We start from the raw sequence: 18534 nt of genomic DNA on the forward strand, positions 1-18534 counted from the left end.
AAAGACCAAACAACAGATAGTAATAGAAAGATATGAAATATTGCAAAAAGCAAAGAAGTTAAAAGCAAAAGGAATAAAATATAAAGAGATGGAAGAAATATTAGGAGTAAAAGAAAGGACTTTAAGGAATTAGAAAAATTTACAATCAAAGCCCGATAGTTTATTGGGATAAAATTAAGATTTATTTAATAAAATCAAAATAATTCATTGGAGTAATTTTATTTATTTGTGTATTATAAGTTTTTGTAAATGTTAATAATTTTTTTATATTTTTTTTATCGTTCCATTTAAATTGATAAGCTGTTATTTTACCTGATATTTCTTCAATATAATCAACTTCTTCTCCGGAATAAGTTCTGTAAAAATAAGTTTGTCTGTAAGGTGCAACTTGTAAAAGATATTTTTTCCTTTCCAATATACAGAAATTTTCCCATATTGCACCTGTATCTTGTCTTAAATCCAACTGATTAAAATTCTGAATTATTGAATTTCTTATTCCCAAATCATAAAAATAAACTTTAAAATTTTTAGAAATTTCTTTTCTTTTATTTTTCGAAAAAGATTTCAATTTAAAAATTACAAAACTTTTTTCCAATAAATCTATATATTTCTCTACTGTTAATCTGTTTATTCCTAATTGTGTTGCAAGTTCCTGTAAAGAAACTTCCTGTCCAATTTGTAATGCCAACAATTGAACTAATTTTGATATTGTATCGGAATGTCTTATTTTATCAAACTCCAAAACATCTTTATATAAATAATTATTTGCAATTTCGTTTAATCTTGCTATTTTAGATTCTTCATCAGGTAAGGTATAAATTTCAGGATATAAACCGAACCTTAATAAAAGTTCCAATTTTGAATTAACATCAATAGCATCGGAATCATTTACTATTTCCTGCAAAGATAATGCCGGCAACTGAAAAGTAATATTTCTACCTGTTAACGGCTCTGATATTTTATTTGATAAATCAAAACTTGATGAACCGGTTGCAATAATTTGAATATCAGGCAAAAAATCAACTATTACTTTTAAAACTTTTCCTATATTGGTTATATCTTGTGCTTCATCTAAAACTATTAATTTGTATTGTCCTAAAAATGCTTTTATTTGTTCCGGTTCTAATACGGACAAACCTCTTTGTGCAGATAATAATTCGCAACTTATATATTTACCATCCTTTGAAAAATCTTTTAAAATATCTTTGACAAGTGTTGTTTTACCAACCTGCCTTGCACCGTAAACAATAACCACTTTATTTTTAAATAAACTTGCTGTAATAAGTTCTTTTATTTTTCTTTTAATCATAAACTCTCTTTTATATTATAATATCAAATTTTATATTAAAAATGATATTATATTATTAAAATTAAGTCAAATTTTGATATTAAAACATATTCTTTTAGTATAACTCAATATATTTATTCATCGGTAAATTTATCATTAATATCTGTCTGCTAAACTACCATATTATTGATTATTTCATTTATTTTAGCTTGTAAATCAAGCAACTTTTCTATTTTGGTATCTATTATAATATTGGTTGTATTTCTTGTACCAACTGTGTTAAGGTTGTTAAAATAATAAAGTTTTTATATGAAAATATTAAAAACTTTCAAATTTTTGCAAGTTTTTATATAAATTTATCAAAAACTTTTTTAACAATTGTTATTTTTTTTGTTGTTTTAGTTAATAAAAACTGAATTGATAAATTTTTTGATTGACATTAATCGGATTTTATATTGTGCTATTGTTGCTTTCGGAGAAGACGTCATTTCATAATCTTTCTTATAATTGATGTTTTTGACCGCTTTCAATTGACAATTTTGTCTGCTTTCTATTGATATTTTTGTTCGATTATACTTTATATCAATACAGAGATAGAGAAAAAAGAGAAATTAATTTTATTATTGATATTATTAAAATTTATTTGCTTAACTGCAATTTCAATAGAAATATTGTTTCTTTTATAAGGTTGTTTTTTACCCAAATCTTTTGTTTATCGTTAATAAGTTCACCCATACCAAATAATAAGGAATTATTACTTACTTTTTCCAACAAAGCAATACACTTGTTTATAAAATCTTCATATTTTAATTTTGTTCTTTGTTCTATTATGTTTTTGTTAACATTCCATCTTTTGTTTAAAAAGAAATACACATCATAAATATCTCTTGTAGCTTTATTTATTCTTTCAAACATTGCAACAAGTTTATTTGCCAACAAATCTTCTTTCACCATAACTTTCATTGATATACCAAGTAAAGAAAGCACTTCGTATTTTGCTCCGAAATTTCTTGTATTTATTTCAACCTTTATATTCGGTGAGTTTCCTTTTCTGCCGGAATAATCCAATAAGAAAAACAAGCTGTATCTTTTTTGTAATTTTTCTTTTAATGTTCCGTACTTTAATAGAATTTTGTCTATTCGGTTAAACACAAAATCTTTTTGTTTTGTATCTAATAAATCAAAATCCAAATCCACGGAAAATCTGTCTAATTCGTAAAACAATAAACAAGCAGTCTCGCCTTTAAACCCCAAATAAGTTGCAATTGATGTGTCCGTATAAATATCTTTTAATATTTGTAATAAAATTGTTCTGTGTGTGGAAATATCAATCATTTTTATTTTCCTTATAATATTTATTAACTGTTTTTTGCATTGCTTTGTTATTATATATCGGTAACAAATCAAAAACTTTATCCCAATTCAAAACGGATAAATTATCAAAATAAAAATTTTTGTTTATATATATCATATCGAGAAATGCTCGTTCTTTTGTTGCGATACTGTAATTATTTTTATTTTCTATTCCTTTTATATTTACCAATATTTCATTTTTTATTTTTCTGTAAACATATTCTTGGTTTAATACCGTTATTTTTTTTGTTTGATAAGATGCAGAAAAAATTTGACTATAATATTGAAATATCAATCCTTCTTTAGCCAATACCGTTTCAAAACTTATGTAAGCCGGTGTAAATATTTTTGTTGCAAGTTCGTTAGTTTCAAACTTTTTATCTTTTGAATATATTCCCTTTCTTATTCTAAAAAGTTTATTTGATTTTGTATATCTGTATAATTTTTCTTTTATAAAATTATTATCTGAACTGTTCCACAACAAAGAAATTTCTTTTATTGTAAAAACAGTTTTGTTTAGTTTTATTAAATCTAATAAATAGTTTTGTTTGTTCATTTTATAAGTTACAAGTAATCGTTTTTGGCAACTTACAACTTAAATATAGCATATTTTACAAAAAATGCACTAAGTAACTGTATTTTATAGATTTTGGTTCAAATGTTCTATTGTTATTTTGGGTAATATGAATTGAATTGATAAATTTTTTGATTGACATTAATCGGATTTTTATTGTGCTATTGTTGCTTTCGGAGAAGACGTCATTTGTTTGATGCAAAGTTTCCGAAGTTTTTTTATTTTCTTCTAAATCCCAAAATAAATTTCTTTGTTTATCATTATATATTACAGATTCTTTATTAAGTTCTTGTTGTTGTAAATTGTAAGATTGTTTTTGATTATATCAAAAATTATGTTATACGACAATAAAATTTCACTATATATTTTGAGCGTTAAACACCGGAGAGTTTAAGGGAAACTAATTTGTTTTACAAATTTATTGACGATTGTTAAATTTTTATTTACTATATCCTTATTGGCAAAAAACGCCCTAAGTTATTTTAGGGTGTTTTATAAATATATTTGTTAATTAAAAGTTACAAGGATGGCAATTTTTTTAACTGTATTAAGGTTGTTGTCAACAACTTCGCCTCGTTTTATAAAATCACATTTTTATCTACAAATCTAAACTATTCGGATTAAGTAAAAAATCCTGAATATCCATTATCAATACTCCATATTCATTTTTCCACATTTTAATACTGTTTTTAACTATTACAATTTTTTTAAAAGCATCATTAACTTTAAGTAACGGAGTCGTTTCCTGTTTCATTTTTTCTTCATCGGGAATTGCAAAAGCGGATTGTATATAATATTTGTTATTACCTTTAATGCATACAAAATCTATTTCTAATTGTTTTTTGATATTTTTATTATCTTTTTTTGTATTGTATTCAACAACTCCGATATCAACATTAAATCCTCTTATTAACAATTCATTGTAAATAATATTCTCCATTAAATGAGTTTCTTCCTGTTGACTGAAATTTAACAAACAATTTCTTATTCCGATATCGGTAAAATAATATTTTAACGGAGTATTAATATATTTTTTACCTTTAATATCATATCTTTTTGATTTTTCTATCAAAAAAGCATTTTCTAAATAACCCAAATACAAAGCTATAGTTTTATCCGAAGCTAAAATATTTTTACTTTTAAAAGTATTCGCTAATTTTTTAGGATTGGTCAACGAACCTATATTTGAGGAAATAATTTTTGTTAATGTTGTTAAAACTTCTTGATGTTTAAGATTATTTCTTTCAATGACATCATTTAAATAAACATTGTTTGCCTGATATTTCAAATAATTAATTTTCTTTTCTTGTTTTTTTTCCAACACTACGGATGGCAAACCTCCGTAAGTATAGTAATCTTCCCAAGCTAAATTGATATCTTTATATACAGAAGACATTTCCGAAAAAGATAGAGGATAAATTCTTATTTCATCACCCCTGCCTCTAAATTCCGTAATAACATCAGACGACAGAAATTTTGAATTACTTCCTGTTACATATATATCCGTATTTCTTATTCTTAACAAACCGTTTAGAACGGATTCAAATTCTTTAACAAGTTGAATTTCGTCCAATAAAAAATAATATTTATTTTTATCTTTTATTAAACTTTTCAAATAATTATACAATACTGCGGGTTCATAATATTTTTTATTAACGGGAGAATCAAAATCAATTTTTACAATATGAGAATCTTTTACTTTTTTCTTTTTTAAATAATTAACAAATATATCGTTTAACAAATAAGATTTACCGCACCTGCGTATACCGGTAATTATTTTTACTAACCCGTTATCCTGACTATCAATTAATTGTTGCAAATAAAAATTTCTTTTAATTTCCATTTTCAGCATCCCTTCTTACACTCCGCAAAAATTCGTATTTATACCTTTTTGCGAAGTAGACAACAATTAGTATATTTTTATTTTATTTAAAAGTCAACAACCAACTTTTACAAAAAACTTTTCAAATTTTGAGCTGAAACGAAGCATTTGCCGTTTTTAAACAACTCAAAACAGCGATTTATAATTAAAAAATTATAAAGCCAAAAAGATCCTGTAAAAAATTTTATTTGCAATTTACATACATTTTTTATAATATGTATGTAGATTATGAAAAATATAAATTTTAATTTAAACAAAATAAAAAATTATACTACGACGAAAGATTTATTGTCTTTGGGGTTGTATAACAAAGATATTAAATTATTATGTGATATTGATAAATTAATAAAAATAAAACATGGATTATACAGAAAAATTGATACAAATTTAAAAGAACAAAATTTTATAGATATATCAATGGCTATGCCAAAAGGAGTAATTTGTTTGTTATCGGCATTAGTTTACTATAAATTAACAACATTTATTCCGAAAAAAATAACAATTTCTTTACCGAGAGGGATTAGAAAACCGCAGGAGTTTTATCAAAAGTATCAAGTATTTTATATGAAAGATAATATTTATAAAACAAATATTAATGTAATAAAAGAAGGCAAGTATAGTTTTAAAATTTATGATATTGAACGAACAATTTGCGATTGTTTTAAATATAGAAATAAGATAGGAATAGATATATTAAAAGAAAGTTTTAATGAGTATTTAAAACTAAAAAACAAAAATATATCTAAATTAATAAAAATTGCTAAACAGTTAAAAGTTGAAAAAATATTAACATCCTGGTTAACGGCAAAATTATGATTAAAAATTTATCCGAATCAATAAGAGCAAAATTATTTAACTTGTCTAAAAACAAAAAAGTTGATTTTAACCTGATTATTTTAAGATATTTACAGGAAAGTTTTTTATATAGGCTTTCAATATCTAAATATAAAAATAATTTTTTGTTAAAAGGCGGGCTTTTGCTTATAACTATAGATATTCCCAAATCAAGACCTACTATTGATATTGATTTTTTAATTAGAAGACTAAAAAATGAACCTGACATTATAAAAAATATTTTTATTGATATTTTATCAACTAAAATCGAAGACGGTGTATTATTTGATACAAAGACCATAATAGTAAAAAACATAATAGAAGATTCAAATTATAAAGGAATTCGTGTAACTTTCAACGGATTGATAGGAAAAATAAAAAAACAATTAAGAATAGATTTAGGTTTTGGAGATTTTGTTTATCCGAGAGCAAGAGTAGTTGAATATCCGTCAATATTTGGGGATAAAGAAACAAAAGTAAAAGCATATTGTATAGAAACAATTATTGCTGAAAAATTTGAAGCAATGATAAGTTTATCAATAATTAATAGCAGAATGAAAGATTTTTATGATGTATATACAATAATAAAAACTTGTGACATTAACAGAGAAGATTTGAAAAAATCAATAATAAGTACTTTTGAAAGAAGAAAAACAAATTTAGATTTTACTTCTGAAATTTTTACTGTAAATTTTTATAACGATATAGATAAAAATAAGCAATGGAAAGCATTTTTAAAAAACAACGATATTGATATTGAAATTTCTTTTAAGCAAATCGTTTTATTTATCAAAGATTTTATATTTTCTTTATTCAGTATAAATTAATATACTCTTAAATATCAAATTTTAATAACTACTTTTGAGGCAAACTGAAGTGTTTTAAAAAAATTTATAGAATAAATTTTTAGTTTAGAGCTTAGAGCTGATAGCTTAAAGTTTACATGACAAACGGCAACGAACTTTAAAAAATTTTTTTGCTATTTGAAATTTATTTAATTGCAACAGCCGGAACGGTTTTAAATAAAAACTTACTAAAATCCGTTAAGTTGTTCTCTGTAATATTGACATTCCGGACAATACCATATTGCATAACTGTGATATCTATCTCCGGTCTTCATTAATAAAGTATATCCTAAAGACCATCTAAAACAGTTCGGGCATCTGTTATATAAATATTGTTCAACAACATGTGCACTTTTTTTCCATCTTTTTATTTCATTTTTCGTTTGCCATTTTTGTTGTTTTACTTTTTGAATTTCTTTATTTAGTAATTGTTTCCAATTATCTTTTACTTTTTTAAATTCTTTTCTATCTAAAAAAGATTCATCTTGTTCACAAATGATTTTTTCTATATCGTAATCATCATAATCATAACCATCTATTGTTTTTTTGTTTTTAAGTTTTATCCTTGCTTGTTTAAAAGCTTCTTCTTTTATTTTGCATTCTAAAGAATAATCCCAAGAATAATTATTCCTAATTATTGCCGGCCTGATTGATAACATAAATTCTTCTTCTATATCTATATTATTAATGCCTGTCCTTTTTAATCTCGTTTTAGCTGATACTAATGCATCTACAATACTTTGATAATTATCTTCTAATTCTCCATTTGAATTTAATATCGCTTCTTCTGCAGTTATTTTAAAACTATTTGCTTTTAACTCCTTCTTTGCTTCTGTTAATGCTTTTCTTTTTTCAAGTTCTCGTCCTATAATATCTTCAATAATATCCTGCCAATTGTTTTTTAAAATTTCATCCGAATCCAATATTGTTGCTTCTACATTTACATTGTTAATATTGTTTTCTTTTAGTTTATTTTTTACTTCCAATAAAGCATTTTCCTTTTGTTGTCTAAAATATTTTCCTGAAAGTTTAATTGTTTTTAGAATTATATTATTTGATGTTAATTCTGTCGTTTTTATCTTTTCACCTTTATTGCTTAAAATTTTAATATCAACACTTTCGGATTTATTAGAATCAAAAAAAAATAAACCTATTGGATTATAAATCTTTTTCTTTATATCTTCTCCTCTTTTTTGTAAATATAAAAGAGACTCATATTGTTCCATAGGCACAAAAGTTATATTTAATTTAGGATTGGGAGTTGAATTAAGTTTCTTTTTGATACTAAATTTTCCTTTAAACTTTCCTTTTGCATTTGTTTTTATTATTGTTGAACCTTCTTCATATTCTTTTAATGCACTGTATATGTAAATATCTTTATTTTTTATTGGTTGTTCATCTATGTCTAACAAATAACCTTCTATATCAAAACTTTCTTTAAATATTCCTATATTGCTTATTTCTTTTAATTTATAATTTTTAACTATAGAATTTTTATTACCTTTATATTGATATAATACTCTTGCATCTACAAAAACATTAAAAATAAATAAACATAATATTAATAAAATTATTTTTTTCATTGTTGACCTTTTAATTATATTGATTAAATTATATTCCACCTACACAAGCAATAATATTTTGCAAATTTAATTCATTAATCAAAGGAAATAAATAAGTGTTAATTTCATCATCAGAAATATACTTTTTACTTAATTTCCCGAGAATTTCATCACCAAAAATATATATACAATTCTTTATTCCTGATTTCATCTTTTCTTTTGTAATACCTTCTTTAAATCCTTTTAAACAATAATAAAATTTGTTAATAATAATTTTTTCTAAATTTTCATTTTCCATAATATAAGGTAATAATTTATTTACAATTTCTTTCAATTTTTTTTTATTTCCTTCATTATCAAATATTACACTTTTATAGTTTTTATAGAATTTTGATAATAAAAATCTTTTGTTTTTCATAAGAAACTATCCTTTTTTATTATTTTCGTTACAAGGACAGTCTTCTAATCTATTAAACAAGCAAAATTTTACACCAGATCCACCACCAAGACATCCTTTTTCTATTTCTTTACTTAATATAGATTCTATTTTTTCTGTATCAATCTTTTCTTCTTTTATTTTACAAATCCTATTTTGCCCATAAATAGGATTACCTAAAGTTTTCTTTTCAATAATTTCTATTTTTAAATATTTACATTCACTCATTTTTTTCCCTTAATTTTAAAATTTTTTAAAACTACTATTCGAAACATATACTATCAATTTTAAATCAATTTATCAACTTATAAATAGAACTAATAATCTACTTATAAGTAGTATTAAAAATTTAAAAAAAATGTAAAAATTAAGAAGTATTTTTGGGAGAATAACTACAAATGTTTAAAGAAGATATTTATACTACAATAAGTAAGAGAATTAAAGAAGAGAGAAAGAAATTATCTTTAACTCAAGAGGAAGTTGCTTGTAGAGCAGAAATAGGAACAAAGTTTTTAAGTAGTATAGAAAGAAACACATCAAAACCAAGTTTGGACACATTTATAAAAATAGCAAAAGCTCTTAATACATCTTGTGATAATTTAATAAGAAACACCCATAATAATTCAACAATTGATGATAGTATAATAAATTCAGTTAAATATTTATTTTCTACATTATCCAAAAAGCAACAAAAACAAATCGTTGATATTATTAAATCTGCAATAAAACTAATCAAATAATCTTTAATAATAAACAATATGATATTTTTAATATTCAAATAATAATTATACTGCTGTACCAATTTCGTGAACAGTGTTTACTAAATCTTTTTAGGATTTTAAAGTTGGTTTTGAAGAAATGTTATAAGAAGAATAATAATAATTTTAATTTTTTTATTTACACTTTATTACTTATTTTTTATAGAATACTAATTGTTAAATTTATTATAAATTTAGAGGATTAAATGCATTTATTTTTTATTGACGAATCCGGAACAATAGTACCTGAAGATAAAAAACATTCAAAATATTTTGTTATCGGTGGTGTTATTATACCGGAAAATCATTGGAAAGAAATATATAAAAAATTAAGAAATTTAAAGAAAGAATATAATATTAACTCCGAAATAAAATGGAGATATTTTTCACCTAATAATAAAGATGAAGAAAACGGATTAAAACATCTTACTTTTGAAGAAAAGGACGAAGTTCGTTCAAAATTATATAGCATTATTACATCATATAAATCTATAAAAATTATATCGACAGTAACTAATGTTGAAGAAGCATATAAACTTTCGTATATAAAAAGTAAAGATGATTTATATTGGTATAGTTATAAACAAGCGGTTGAAAGATTTCAATATTATCTACAAGATTTATCAAGAACATCAGGTGCAGAATTTAATGGACTTGTTATAATAGACAATAGATTATCATTTGAAGATAACCGATTAAGGACTTTACATCATAATTTGATGATTGCAGACAGAGAAAACAATTCTAAATTCAACAATTTAATAGAAGGGCTGTTTATCGCTCCGTCTCATTTAAGTGTTGGTATCCAATTTGCCGATATTGTAGCCGGTGCGATTTTTAGGAAAATAGAAAAAGACGACGATAAATACTATAAGCAAATAAAAAATAATATCCGCAATAAAGATGGCAAAGTATTAGGTTACGGAATAGTAAAATTTCCTAAAGAACCATAAAAAAAAGACGTCGAGTTGAGTAAAAACTCAAACCTGTGATAAGACACAGTCTCGACGTACCCATATTATATACCATATTTATAAAAAAATCAACCACATTTTTAACGACAAGATATCGCATCAAGTGCGGGATGACACAATCTTTTTAGCAATTCAAAACTTTTAATTTTTGAGCAGAAACGAAGCATTTGCCGACTGAAATTATTGTTAAAGGTCAGATAGTTTAAGGTAAACTGAAGTGTTTTAAAAATTTGTTTTACAAATTTATTAACTATTGTTAAATTTTATTTGCCATATCCTTATTGGCAAAAAACACCCTAAGTTATTTTAGGGTGTTTTATAAATATATTTGTTAATTAAAAGTTGCGAGGATGGCTATTTTTTTAGCTGTGTTAAGGTTGTTGTCAACAACTTCGCCTCGTTTGATAAATACACATTTTTTAAATTCGGCTTTACAAATTTCGTTGAATGCAGTCAAATCTTTTGATGTTATAGGATTGTTTTGCGGATAAAATATATTTATCAATAAACTTGTTGCATTTTTAATTTCAGGTTCTTTTTCTATAGCTTTTGAAAATGCTTTTGCTAAACTTTCATCTTCGTCCATAGTCATAATAAATTTTTTTGAATCTTTTAAAATAGCTTTAACATCATAAATATCTATAGCAATTATCCCTTTTTTATCTAATCCCAAAAAATCACTTACTTTTCTATAAAGTTCTTTAGTTTTTTCATCTTCTTTTTCTTCATTTTTTTCTTTTTGTAAATTAGTTTGAAAAAGCATTTTTGCTCTCCTCCATTATTTTTTTTATATAATTCACCCTGTTTAGTATTTTAGCATTTTATTATAAACTCTTTACTACATTATTTTCTTTTATTAAGCCATATAGTACCTAAAGTTAATATGCCCAAAATAATATCCATTATAATAACTATAAGTCTTCTTTCAGGATGGTTCTCGACATCGCTTGCATACCACTCTAACAGAAGAGACATTAAAAAAACAATTATAAATAATATTACAAATGGAGAAATTATCACTAACAACATTTTAAACAGATACCATAAAGTTTCTATATCGCCGCTATCACAATAAGCCGGCATAATTGCCTGACAAACTAAATACAAACTTAATAATATTTTTTTCATTTTTTTATTCTCCCTTATTATTATTTATCATCCTTAAATAAATCAGGATTGTTTTTAAGATATTTTTCAACATTTCTTTCTGCTTGTTTGCCGACAAAAAACTGCCATATTTTAACTATTACAAAAGATACTAAAAATGTACCTGCAAATAAGCCTACAGCAACAATTGCACAACAAATTGTAAACATTATTATAAATGGTATTATCGGGTCCATTTTAATCCTCCTTTTTTTATTCTTTTGCTCCGATACTTTTTAAATATTTAATTATTTTTTCGTTTTTACTTTGTTTGGCATACCATAATTCCGTTTTACCTTCGTTATTTCTAACATTAATATCAAGTCCTTTAGATATAAAATATTTCACTAATTCCATAAACCCACCATTATAAAAACAAAAAAATAAAACAGTTTCACCTTTATTAGATTTAGCATTAATATCGGCTCCGTGTTCTATTAAATATTTCACTATATCTATTTTTTCATTAAAACAACATGCAGTAATAACAGCAGAAAACAAAGGAGAAAGTCCGTTTTTATCTTTAACATTAATATCTAATTTCTTTTCTTCAACTAAATATTTAACAATATCTAAATCACCTTCAAAACAAGCATTAAATAAAATTGTTTCTCCAAATTCATTTTTAGCATTAATATCAGTTTCATGCTCCTCATTCTCTATTAAAAAATTATTTAATTTCAAACTTTTTTTATAACCGGCATCAAATAATTTTGCTAAATATTTAACTATCTCTAAATTCTTTTTCTTATAAGCAAAAAATAATACAGTTAATCCATTTTCATCTTTAGCATTAATATCAATTCCTTGTTTTATTAAATATTTAACTATTTCTAACTTTCCTGTTTTACATGCTTTAAACAAAGCTGTTTCTCCATAGTCGTTTTTAGCATTAACATTCAAATTTTTCTCTTCTACCAAATATTTTATTAGTTCCAAATTTTCACTTTCACAAGAATCAAATAAAACAGTTTCTCCATTATTGTTTTTAATATTAACATCGGCTCCGTGTTCTACTAAATATTTCACTAACTCTAAATTTCCATTTTTACAAGCATTGGAAAGGAATCCTCTTTCATTAATAACATCAGCTCCAATTTCGACTAAATATTTTACAAGTTCCAAATTATATCTTATCCAATATTTGGATAAAATTGTTTTTCCATAGTTGTTTTTAGCATTAACATTCAACTTTTTCTCTTCTATCAAATATTTTATTAGTTCTAATTTTTTACTACTATAAGCAGCAAATAATACTGTTTCTCCTGCTTTATTTTTAACATTAATGTCTAATCCACATTTTTCTAAATATTTAACAATTTCTAAATTTCCCGCTTTACATGCTTCAAATAAAGCTGTTTCTCCTGCTTTATTTTTAACATTAACATTTAATTTTTTTTCTTCAACTAAATATTTTATTATCCTTAAATCTTTGTTATAACAAGCAAAAAACAAAGCGGACGATCCAAAAACACTTTTTTGATATATATTCAAACCTTTTTTTACTAAAATCTTTATTGTTTCAAAATTAAGTGTTGCTAAAAAACGAAATAAAATAATATTTCCATCATCATAGGTGTCATTAATTTTTGCATTTGTTTCTTCTGCTAAATATTTAATTAACTCAAAATTTTCTGTAAAACAAGCATAAAATAAAATCGAATCACCTGAATTATTTTTAATATTAACATCGGCTCCGTGTTCTACTAAATATTTCACTATATCTAAATTATTACGAGCATAAAACAAAGCAGTTTTGCCTTCTTTATCTTTATAATTTATATCCAAATCGTTTTTTATTAAAAATTTAACCGCTTCAATATTTCCGTTTTTACAATTTTTAAATAATTTTTCATATAAATTTTTGTTATTCATAAACCCCTCAAAATTTCATTTCCTACACATATAATTAAATTGGCAAATTATGACATTATATCCATTAATTCGATGTTTCTTACACTTTTTTTAATATTATTATATTTGAGCTTTTTTCTATTAATATTTTTAAATCATTAATATCAATATTATTTTTATTTTTTATTGTTGTTATTATTGAGTTTATTATTTCTTCCATAACACTATCTATAAAGTTAAAAAGTTTTTCACAAGATGTATCTTCTTTTTCGTTAATATAATTAAAAATATTATCGTTTTTAAAAACAAAAATTGTATTTGTATATTCTTTTAATTCTTTTATTCCGTTTTCTGCATTAGTTATTCTTGCTAAACCTTCAAAGGTAAATGGTGTTGTAACAGCGGCTATTGTCGGAATATTTTGTTCTTTTGCTATTTTTGCAATTTCACAAACAGCAGCCGTTCCCATTCCTCCACCCATACCGGTTGTAAGAATTAACAAATCCGTATCTGTCAACATGTTTCTGATTTCGTTATTTGCTTGTTCTAAATATTGTTTTGCTCTCTTTATACTACAAGCACAACCCAAACCGTCTCCTATTAAAATTTTATTTTTAATTTTTGATTTTTTTAGTGAAGCCGCATCACTATTTATCAAATAGAATTCAATTTGTTCGAAGTCAATTTTTCCTTCAATCAAACGATTTAAAATATTTCTTCCGCTACTGCCGCAACCTGCAATTTTAATTTTTCCCATTTTAATTATTCTCCTGTTTTATTTAAACTTTTATATACTAAATTTACACTTTATGACACTTAAAGCCAAAAGAATTCGTTTTATATTAAAGGAAAATATATGAAAATAATTTTTTAAATAAATTGCTTATACCTAAATAAATTGAATAATTTGAAAAAATCTTAAAAACGATTAATAAAATCGGAATCCATAAAAAAAATACTGTCCGTATTATAATATTACGATTACGATACTTATTTATAAACCTGTTTTTATATTTAATAAGAAGTTTGTAAAAATAAAACATCAATTGTCCATCCATAATAACAAGAAATATCAATATCAACATTTTTGGCATTCTAAAAGGATACACATTATGATGATAAATTGATAATTCTATCGCTACTATAGTTAATACTATATATAAAAATAACAATATTTTTTGCCATATTTTTATTACTTTATTATCAATCTTTATTTCATTTATAAATTCATTTTCCAAAATACTTTTATCCGGCTTATTTTTATTTTTTCTTTTTGTTGAAAACATCAAATAAAATATTAGCCAAGAAATAATAAATGAAAAACTAAATACAACCGTTATAAAAACAAAATGTGTAATAACTAAACAAATTAAAGAATTTACAAACGATCCAATATAATACTCTAAAGAACCTACCATTTTACTCCTCCTGTTTTATTTCATTTAATTTTTCTTCAATTTCTTTTGCTTCTTTTTCTTTTCCTAATGTTTTATAAATTTCAATCAGATTGTTATATGATGCTGTTTGTTTTTTATTTATATTTATTGCTTTTTTGTATTGTTCTATTGCTTTATAATAATCTTTAATATATTTATAAACATCGCCTAAGGTATCAATATACATTGCATTATCAGGTTCCAATTCCAATGCCTTTTTTATGCTCTCTAATGCTTTTTCCGGTTGGTTTGTATATAAATAGCAATAAGTTATTTGATTATAAGCTTGAACTTTATTTTGTTCGTATTCTATTGCTTTATTATAATCATCAATTGCTTCGTTGTATTGTTTTAAATTTTGTTTAAGAACTGCCCGATAATAATAAGCATAACTGTATTTAGGATTAAATTTAATTATTGTGTCATAATCTTTAATTGCTTCGTCATATTTCTTTAACATATATTTGGCAAAACCTCTGTTGTAATAGGCAAAAAGATATTTTGGGTCAAGTTCTATTGCTTTGTTATAATCTTTAATTGCTTGTTCATATTGTTTTAAATAATATTTACTAAATCCTCTATAGTTGTATACAATGGCTTTTTTTGGATAAAGTTTTATTACTTTGTCGTAGTCTTTGATTGCTTGTTCATGTTGTTTTAACATTTGTTTAGCATTTCCTCGATTGTAATAAGCAGAAATAAAATTAGGGTCAAGTTCTATTACTTTGTCGAAATCTTTAATTGCTTCGTCAAATTGCTCTAATTTATATCTGTTTATTGCTCTATGCCAATAAGCAGGAATATAATCCTTTGGCTTTATTTCAAGTCCATGTTTTTTTAAATATTCAAGAGTTTCTACATTTCCTTGTTTCAAAAGATATTCTGCAATTTTTGAATTACCGCTTTTATAAGCTTTATACAAAGCAATTTGTCCTGCAATATTTTCAGCATTAACATTTAATCTTTTCTCTTCAACTAAATATTTCACAAGTTCTAAATTACCGCTTTCGCAAGCATTAAATAAAATTGTTTCTCCGGATTTATCTTTAATATTAACATCTAAATTTTTTTCTTCTATTAAATATTTTATTACTTCCAAATTACCTTTTTTGGCTAAGTAAAATGCTGTTTTTTCTATTATATTCGTGTTATTATCAATATATTGTTTAATTTCTTCGTTTGATTTCAAAAATAAAAAATCAGAATGTTCAAATAATATTTCAATTGATAAACCAATTAATGTTGAAAGTAATAATATGTATGAAAATAAAAATATTTTTTGCCATGTTTCTGTTTTTTTGTTGTTATTGTTTCCTAAAATGTTCATTTGTTTTCTCTTACTGCTTTATTTTAATTTCCTAAACATACAATATAATTGACAAATTGTGACACAACACCCAAAACATTTTAAATTTCACATTTCTTGCTTATACAAAATAAGAATTATTGGCTAATTATGACAAAAAAGAAAAATTGTCATATTTTGCCAATACTTTTCTATTAGTGCAAGGAAAAAATTAAAACAATAAACAAAAAGAAAAATGTGTCAGAAATATGAAGATATTCATATAAAGTGTAGGCACAAAATAAAAAAGGAGAAAAAAATGAACAAAATTGAAATTAATCAAGATTTTAGTAAAGCATTGGATTTATTATTGAACACAAATGAAAATGTTTTTATCACCGGAAAAGCAGGAACAGGTAAAACAACATTTTTAAAGTTAGCAACTGAAGAGTTAAAAAAGAAAAACAAAAAGTTTGTAGTGTTGGCAACAACAGGTGTTGCCGCATTAAATGCAGGCGGGCAAACAATACATTCGTTTTTCCATTTCGGCAGAGATGTAAGTTACTCAAGAATTTATAAAACAGATCCGTCACAAATAGCAAAATACCAACATTTAGATACCATAATCATAGATGAAGCTTCTATGTTAAGAGCAGATTTGTTGGATTGTATAGATAAATTCTTAAGAATTAATGCTTCTGCCGAAGAAAAGAAAATGATAGCTTTTGCAGGAATACAAATGGTATTTATAGGTGATTTATATCAACTTCCGCCTGTTGTAAAAAATGATGAAGCAGACCAATTTACAGGAGAATTGCCGCAAACGGAAGATGAAATAATAAATTTAATTACAGCTAAAAGAAGGCCGAAAAAATATGACTCTTGCTACTTTTTAAGTTCTTTTTGTTTAAGGAAAAGTTATTTACACATTATAAACTTTGACAAAATTTACAGACAAAAAGATGAACAATTTATAAATATTTTAAACGATATGAGGGAAAACAACATTTCACAAACTGAAATAGATATATTAAATAAGCAAACAACAATGGAAAATATTCCTTCGGTAATAAAATTAACAACCATGAATGAAACTGCAAACAATTATAACAAGCAAGAATTACAAAAACTTAACAAAGCCACGGAACAGGAATTTTATGCAATAATTGAAGGAAACAGAGATAAAATAAAACCTAACGATTACCCGACAGAACAAACAATAACCTTAAGAGTTGGTGCAAGAATAATGATGTTAATTAATGATTCGGACGGTAAATACATCAACGGAACAATGGGAACGGTTACAAGAATAAATATAAACAGAAAATCTTTTTTTAATTCAACTATTACAGTTAAACTTGATAACGGGCATATAGTAAATGTAGAAAGAAATGAATGGGCAATGTATGAAACTGTTTGGAGCGAACAAGAACAAGATTATGTTAAAGTTAAAGTTGCAAGTTTTAAACAATATCCAATAAGGTTGGCATGGGCTATAACCATACATAAAAGTCAAGGTAAAACTTTTGATAAAATACTTGTGGATTTAGGAACAAAAGGGGCTTTTGCAAGCGGACAAACTTATGTCGCAATAAGCAGATGCACAAGTATACAAGGTATAAACTTGGTTATTCCTATACAGCTAAAAGATATTATTGTTGACGATAAAATAAAACAACTATTGGATGTTCAACAAAAAATTAATACCGTTTTGGAACAAGATAAAAACTCTTTCTTTGAAGATGCGGTTTAAGTGCTTATTTTTAGATAAAAGAAAATACAGCCATATCAAATTATGGCTGTAGTTTTTTTTAACGGTTAAAATTTTATTTCAACAACCAATCTGTTAAACTTATAATTTGAATTCCCGTGCCTGTTGTTTGAACTTCAATTTCATTTGTCGTCAATATAATTTTAGGAAAACTGTCTTTTATTTTTTCTAAAGGAGTTATTTCACGATTTTTTGTTTTTTCCGTTGTTATATCTTCACAAACTTGTATATATAATTTTTCTTTTTCATTATAAGCAATAAAATCTATTTCATTGTCGTAAAATTTTCCAACAGATACTTTATATCCTCTTCTTAAAAGTTCAAAATAAACTATGTTTTCAATAACTCTTCCCGTATCGGATAACCTTCCCAATATATGCGTCCGTAGTCCGCTATCAACTATATAATATTTTTCGAGACTGTTTAATAATTCTTTACCTTTAATATCATATCTTTTAACTTTATAAAATATAAATGCTTTCTCAAAAAGTGCTATGTAATTTTCTATTACATTATTATTTTTACTTGTAATACTT

20 protein-coding genes are annotated in these 18534 nt (G+C 24.4%); 5 read left to right on the top strand and 15 right to left on the bottom strand.

What is annotated here, in order from left to right; translation table 11 throughout:
- Window positions 1-181 precede the first annotated feature (181 nt).
- From ACMUOV_RS07110 to ACMUOV_RS07125, 4 genes are all read right to left on the bottom strand, one after another.
- Window positions 182-1309, bottom strand: a complete 1128-nt coding sequence (locus ACMUOV_RS07110) for an ATP-binding protein (protein WP_413854423.1) — start codon at window positions 1307-1309, stop codon at window positions 182-184.
- A gap of 618 nt (window positions 1310-1927) precedes the next feature.
- On the bottom strand, window positions 1928-2623 hold the full coding sequence (locus ACMUOV_RS07115; RefSeq protein ID WP_413854424.1) for a nucleotidyl transferase AbiEii/AbiGii toxin family protein: 696 nt from the start codon (window positions 2621-2623) through the stop codon (window positions 1928-1930).
- Complete coding sequence (locus ACMUOV_RS07120; RefSeq protein WP_413854425.1) at window positions 2616-3197, bottom strand: type IV toxin-antitoxin system AbiEi family antitoxin domain-containing protein; 582 nt, start codon at window positions 3195-3197, stop codon at window positions 2616-2618. Before ACMUOV_RS07120 ends, ACMUOV_RS07115 begins: the two co-directional genes overlap by 8 nt.
- A 616-nt stretch (window positions 3198-3813) precedes the next feature.
- A complete protein-coding gene (locus tag ACMUOV_RS07125; protein WP_413854426.1) occupies window positions 3814-5058 on the bottom strand; it encodes an ATP-binding protein in 1245 nt (414 codons plus the stop codon).
- A 267-nt stretch (window positions 5059-5325) separates the two neighbouring features.
- Here ACMUOV_RS07125 and ACMUOV_RS07130 point away from each other — a divergent pair, with 267 nt between their 5' ends.
- Complete coding sequence (locus ACMUOV_RS07130; protein WP_413854427.1) at window positions 5326-5913, top strand: type IV toxin-antitoxin system AbiEi family antitoxin domain-containing protein; 588 nt, start codon at window positions 5326-5328, stop codon at window positions 5911-5913.
- Window positions 5910-6758 (top strand): nucleotidyl transferase AbiEii/AbiGii toxin family protein, encoded by an 849-nt coding sequence (locus tag ACMUOV_RS07135; RefSeq protein ID WP_413854428.1) that lies wholly within the window; start codon window positions 5910-5912, stop codon window positions 6756-6758. The genes ACMUOV_RS07130 and ACMUOV_RS07135 overlap by 4 nt, the downstream gene beginning before the upstream one ends.
- A 206-nt stretch (window positions 6759-6964) precedes the next feature.
- Here the strand turns inward: ACMUOV_RS07135 and ACMUOV_RS07140 are convergent, their stop codons facing one another.
- The 3 genes from ACMUOV_RS07140 to ACMUOV_RS07150 are packed head-to-tail and all read right to left on the bottom strand — an operon-like array spanning window position 6965 to window position 9002.
- Complete coding sequence (locus ACMUOV_RS07140; RefSeq protein ID WP_413854429.1) at window positions 6965-8359, bottom strand: hypothetical protein; 1395 nt, start codon at window positions 8357-8359, stop codon at window positions 6965-6967.
- A 28-nt stretch (window positions 8360-8387) separates the two neighbouring features.
- Window positions 8388-8756 carry a hypothetical protein gene (locus tag ACMUOV_RS07145; RefSeq protein ID WP_413854430.1) on the bottom strand — a complete coding sequence of 123 codons (369 nt, stop codon included), beginning with the start codon at window positions 8754-8756 and terminating at the stop codon, window positions 8388-8390.
- A gap of 6 nt (window positions 8757-8762) precedes the next feature.
- Window positions 8763-9002, bottom strand: coding sequence for a hypothetical protein (locus tag ACMUOV_RS07150; protein WP_413854431.1), 240 nt, complete (start codon window positions 9000-9002; stop codon window positions 8763-8765).
- A 170-nt stretch (window positions 9003-9172) separates the two neighbouring features.
- On the opposite strand from ACMUOV_RS07150, the gene ACMUOV_RS07155 reads away from it, so the two are divergent.
- Window positions 9173-9514, top strand: coding sequence for a helix-turn-helix domain-containing protein (locus ACMUOV_RS07155; RefSeq protein ID WP_413854432.1), 342 nt, complete (start codon window positions 9173-9175; stop codon window positions 9512-9514).
- A gap of 224 nt (window positions 9515-9738) precedes the next feature.
- Window positions 9739-10485 (top strand): DUF3800 domain-containing protein, encoded by a 747-nt coding sequence (locus ACMUOV_RS07160; RefSeq protein ID WP_413854433.1) that lies wholly within the window; start codon window positions 9739-9741, stop codon window positions 10483-10485.
- Window positions 10486-10837: 352 nt separating this feature from the next.
- Here the strand turns inward: ACMUOV_RS07160 and ACMUOV_RS07165 are convergent, their stop codons facing one another.
- The 7 genes from ACMUOV_RS07165 to ACMUOV_RS07195 form a co-directional block, all read right to left on the bottom strand.
- Window positions 10838-11269, bottom strand: a complete 432-nt coding sequence (locus tag ACMUOV_RS07165) for a hypothetical protein (protein ID WP_413854434.1) — start codon at window positions 11267-11269, stop codon at window positions 10838-10840.
- Between the two features lie 80 nt (window positions 11270-11349).
- Window positions 11350-11634: a hypothetical protein gene (locus ACMUOV_RS07170; protein ID WP_413854435.1), complete on the bottom strand. Its 285-nt coding sequence runs from the start codon at window positions 11632-11634 to the stop codon at window positions 11350-11352.
- A 20-nt stretch (window positions 11635-11654) separates the two neighbouring features.
- Window positions 11655-11849 carry a hypothetical protein gene (locus ACMUOV_RS07175; protein ID WP_413854436.1) on the bottom strand — a complete coding sequence of 65 codons (195 nt, stop codon included), beginning with the start codon at window positions 11847-11849 and terminating at the stop codon, window positions 11655-11657.
- Between the two features lie 16 nt (window positions 11850-11865).
- A complete protein-coding gene (locus ACMUOV_RS07180; RefSeq protein WP_413854437.1) occupies window positions 11866-13527 on the bottom strand; it encodes an ankyrin repeat domain-containing protein in 1662 nt (553 codons plus the stop codon).
- Window positions 13528-13606: 79 nt separating this feature from the next.
- Window positions 13607-14263 (bottom strand): hypothetical protein, encoded by a 657-nt coding sequence (locus tag ACMUOV_RS07185; protein WP_413854438.1) that lies wholly within the window; start codon window positions 14261-14263, stop codon window positions 13607-13609.
- A gap of 85 nt (window positions 14264-14348) precedes the next feature.
- On the bottom strand, window positions 14349-14924 hold the full coding sequence (locus tag ACMUOV_RS07190; protein ID WP_413854439.1) for a hypothetical protein: 576 nt from the start codon (window positions 14922-14924) through the stop codon (window positions 14349-14351).
- A gap of 1 nt (window position 14925) precedes the next feature.
- Window positions 14926-16269: a tetratricopeptide repeat protein gene (locus ACMUOV_RS07195; protein ID WP_413854441.1), complete on the bottom strand. Its 1344-nt coding sequence runs from the start codon at window positions 16267-16269 to the stop codon at window positions 14926-14928.
- A gap of 277 nt (window positions 16270-16546) precedes the next feature.
- Between ACMUOV_RS07195 and ACMUOV_RS07200 the strand changes: the two genes are divergently transcribed.
- Window positions 16547-17980, top strand: a complete 1434-nt coding sequence (locus ACMUOV_RS07200) for an ATP-dependent DNA helicase (RefSeq protein WP_413854443.1) — start codon at window positions 16547-16549, stop codon at window positions 17978-17980.
- A 73-nt stretch (window positions 17981-18053) separates the two neighbouring features.
- Here ACMUOV_RS07200 and ACMUOV_RS07205 read toward each other — a convergent pair.
- Window positions 18054-18534 (bottom strand): DUF4143 domain-containing protein (locus tag ACMUOV_RS07205; RefSeq protein ID WP_413854445.1); only part of this gene is annotated, 481 nt, incomplete at its 5' end.

Origin of the sequence: Candidatus Ruminimicrobium bovinum, assembly GCF_902760015.1 — a bacterium.
Classification (GTDB): Bacteria; Elusimicrobiota; Endomicrobiia; order Endomicrobiales; family Endomicrobiaceae; genus Ruminimicrobium; species Ruminimicrobium bovinum.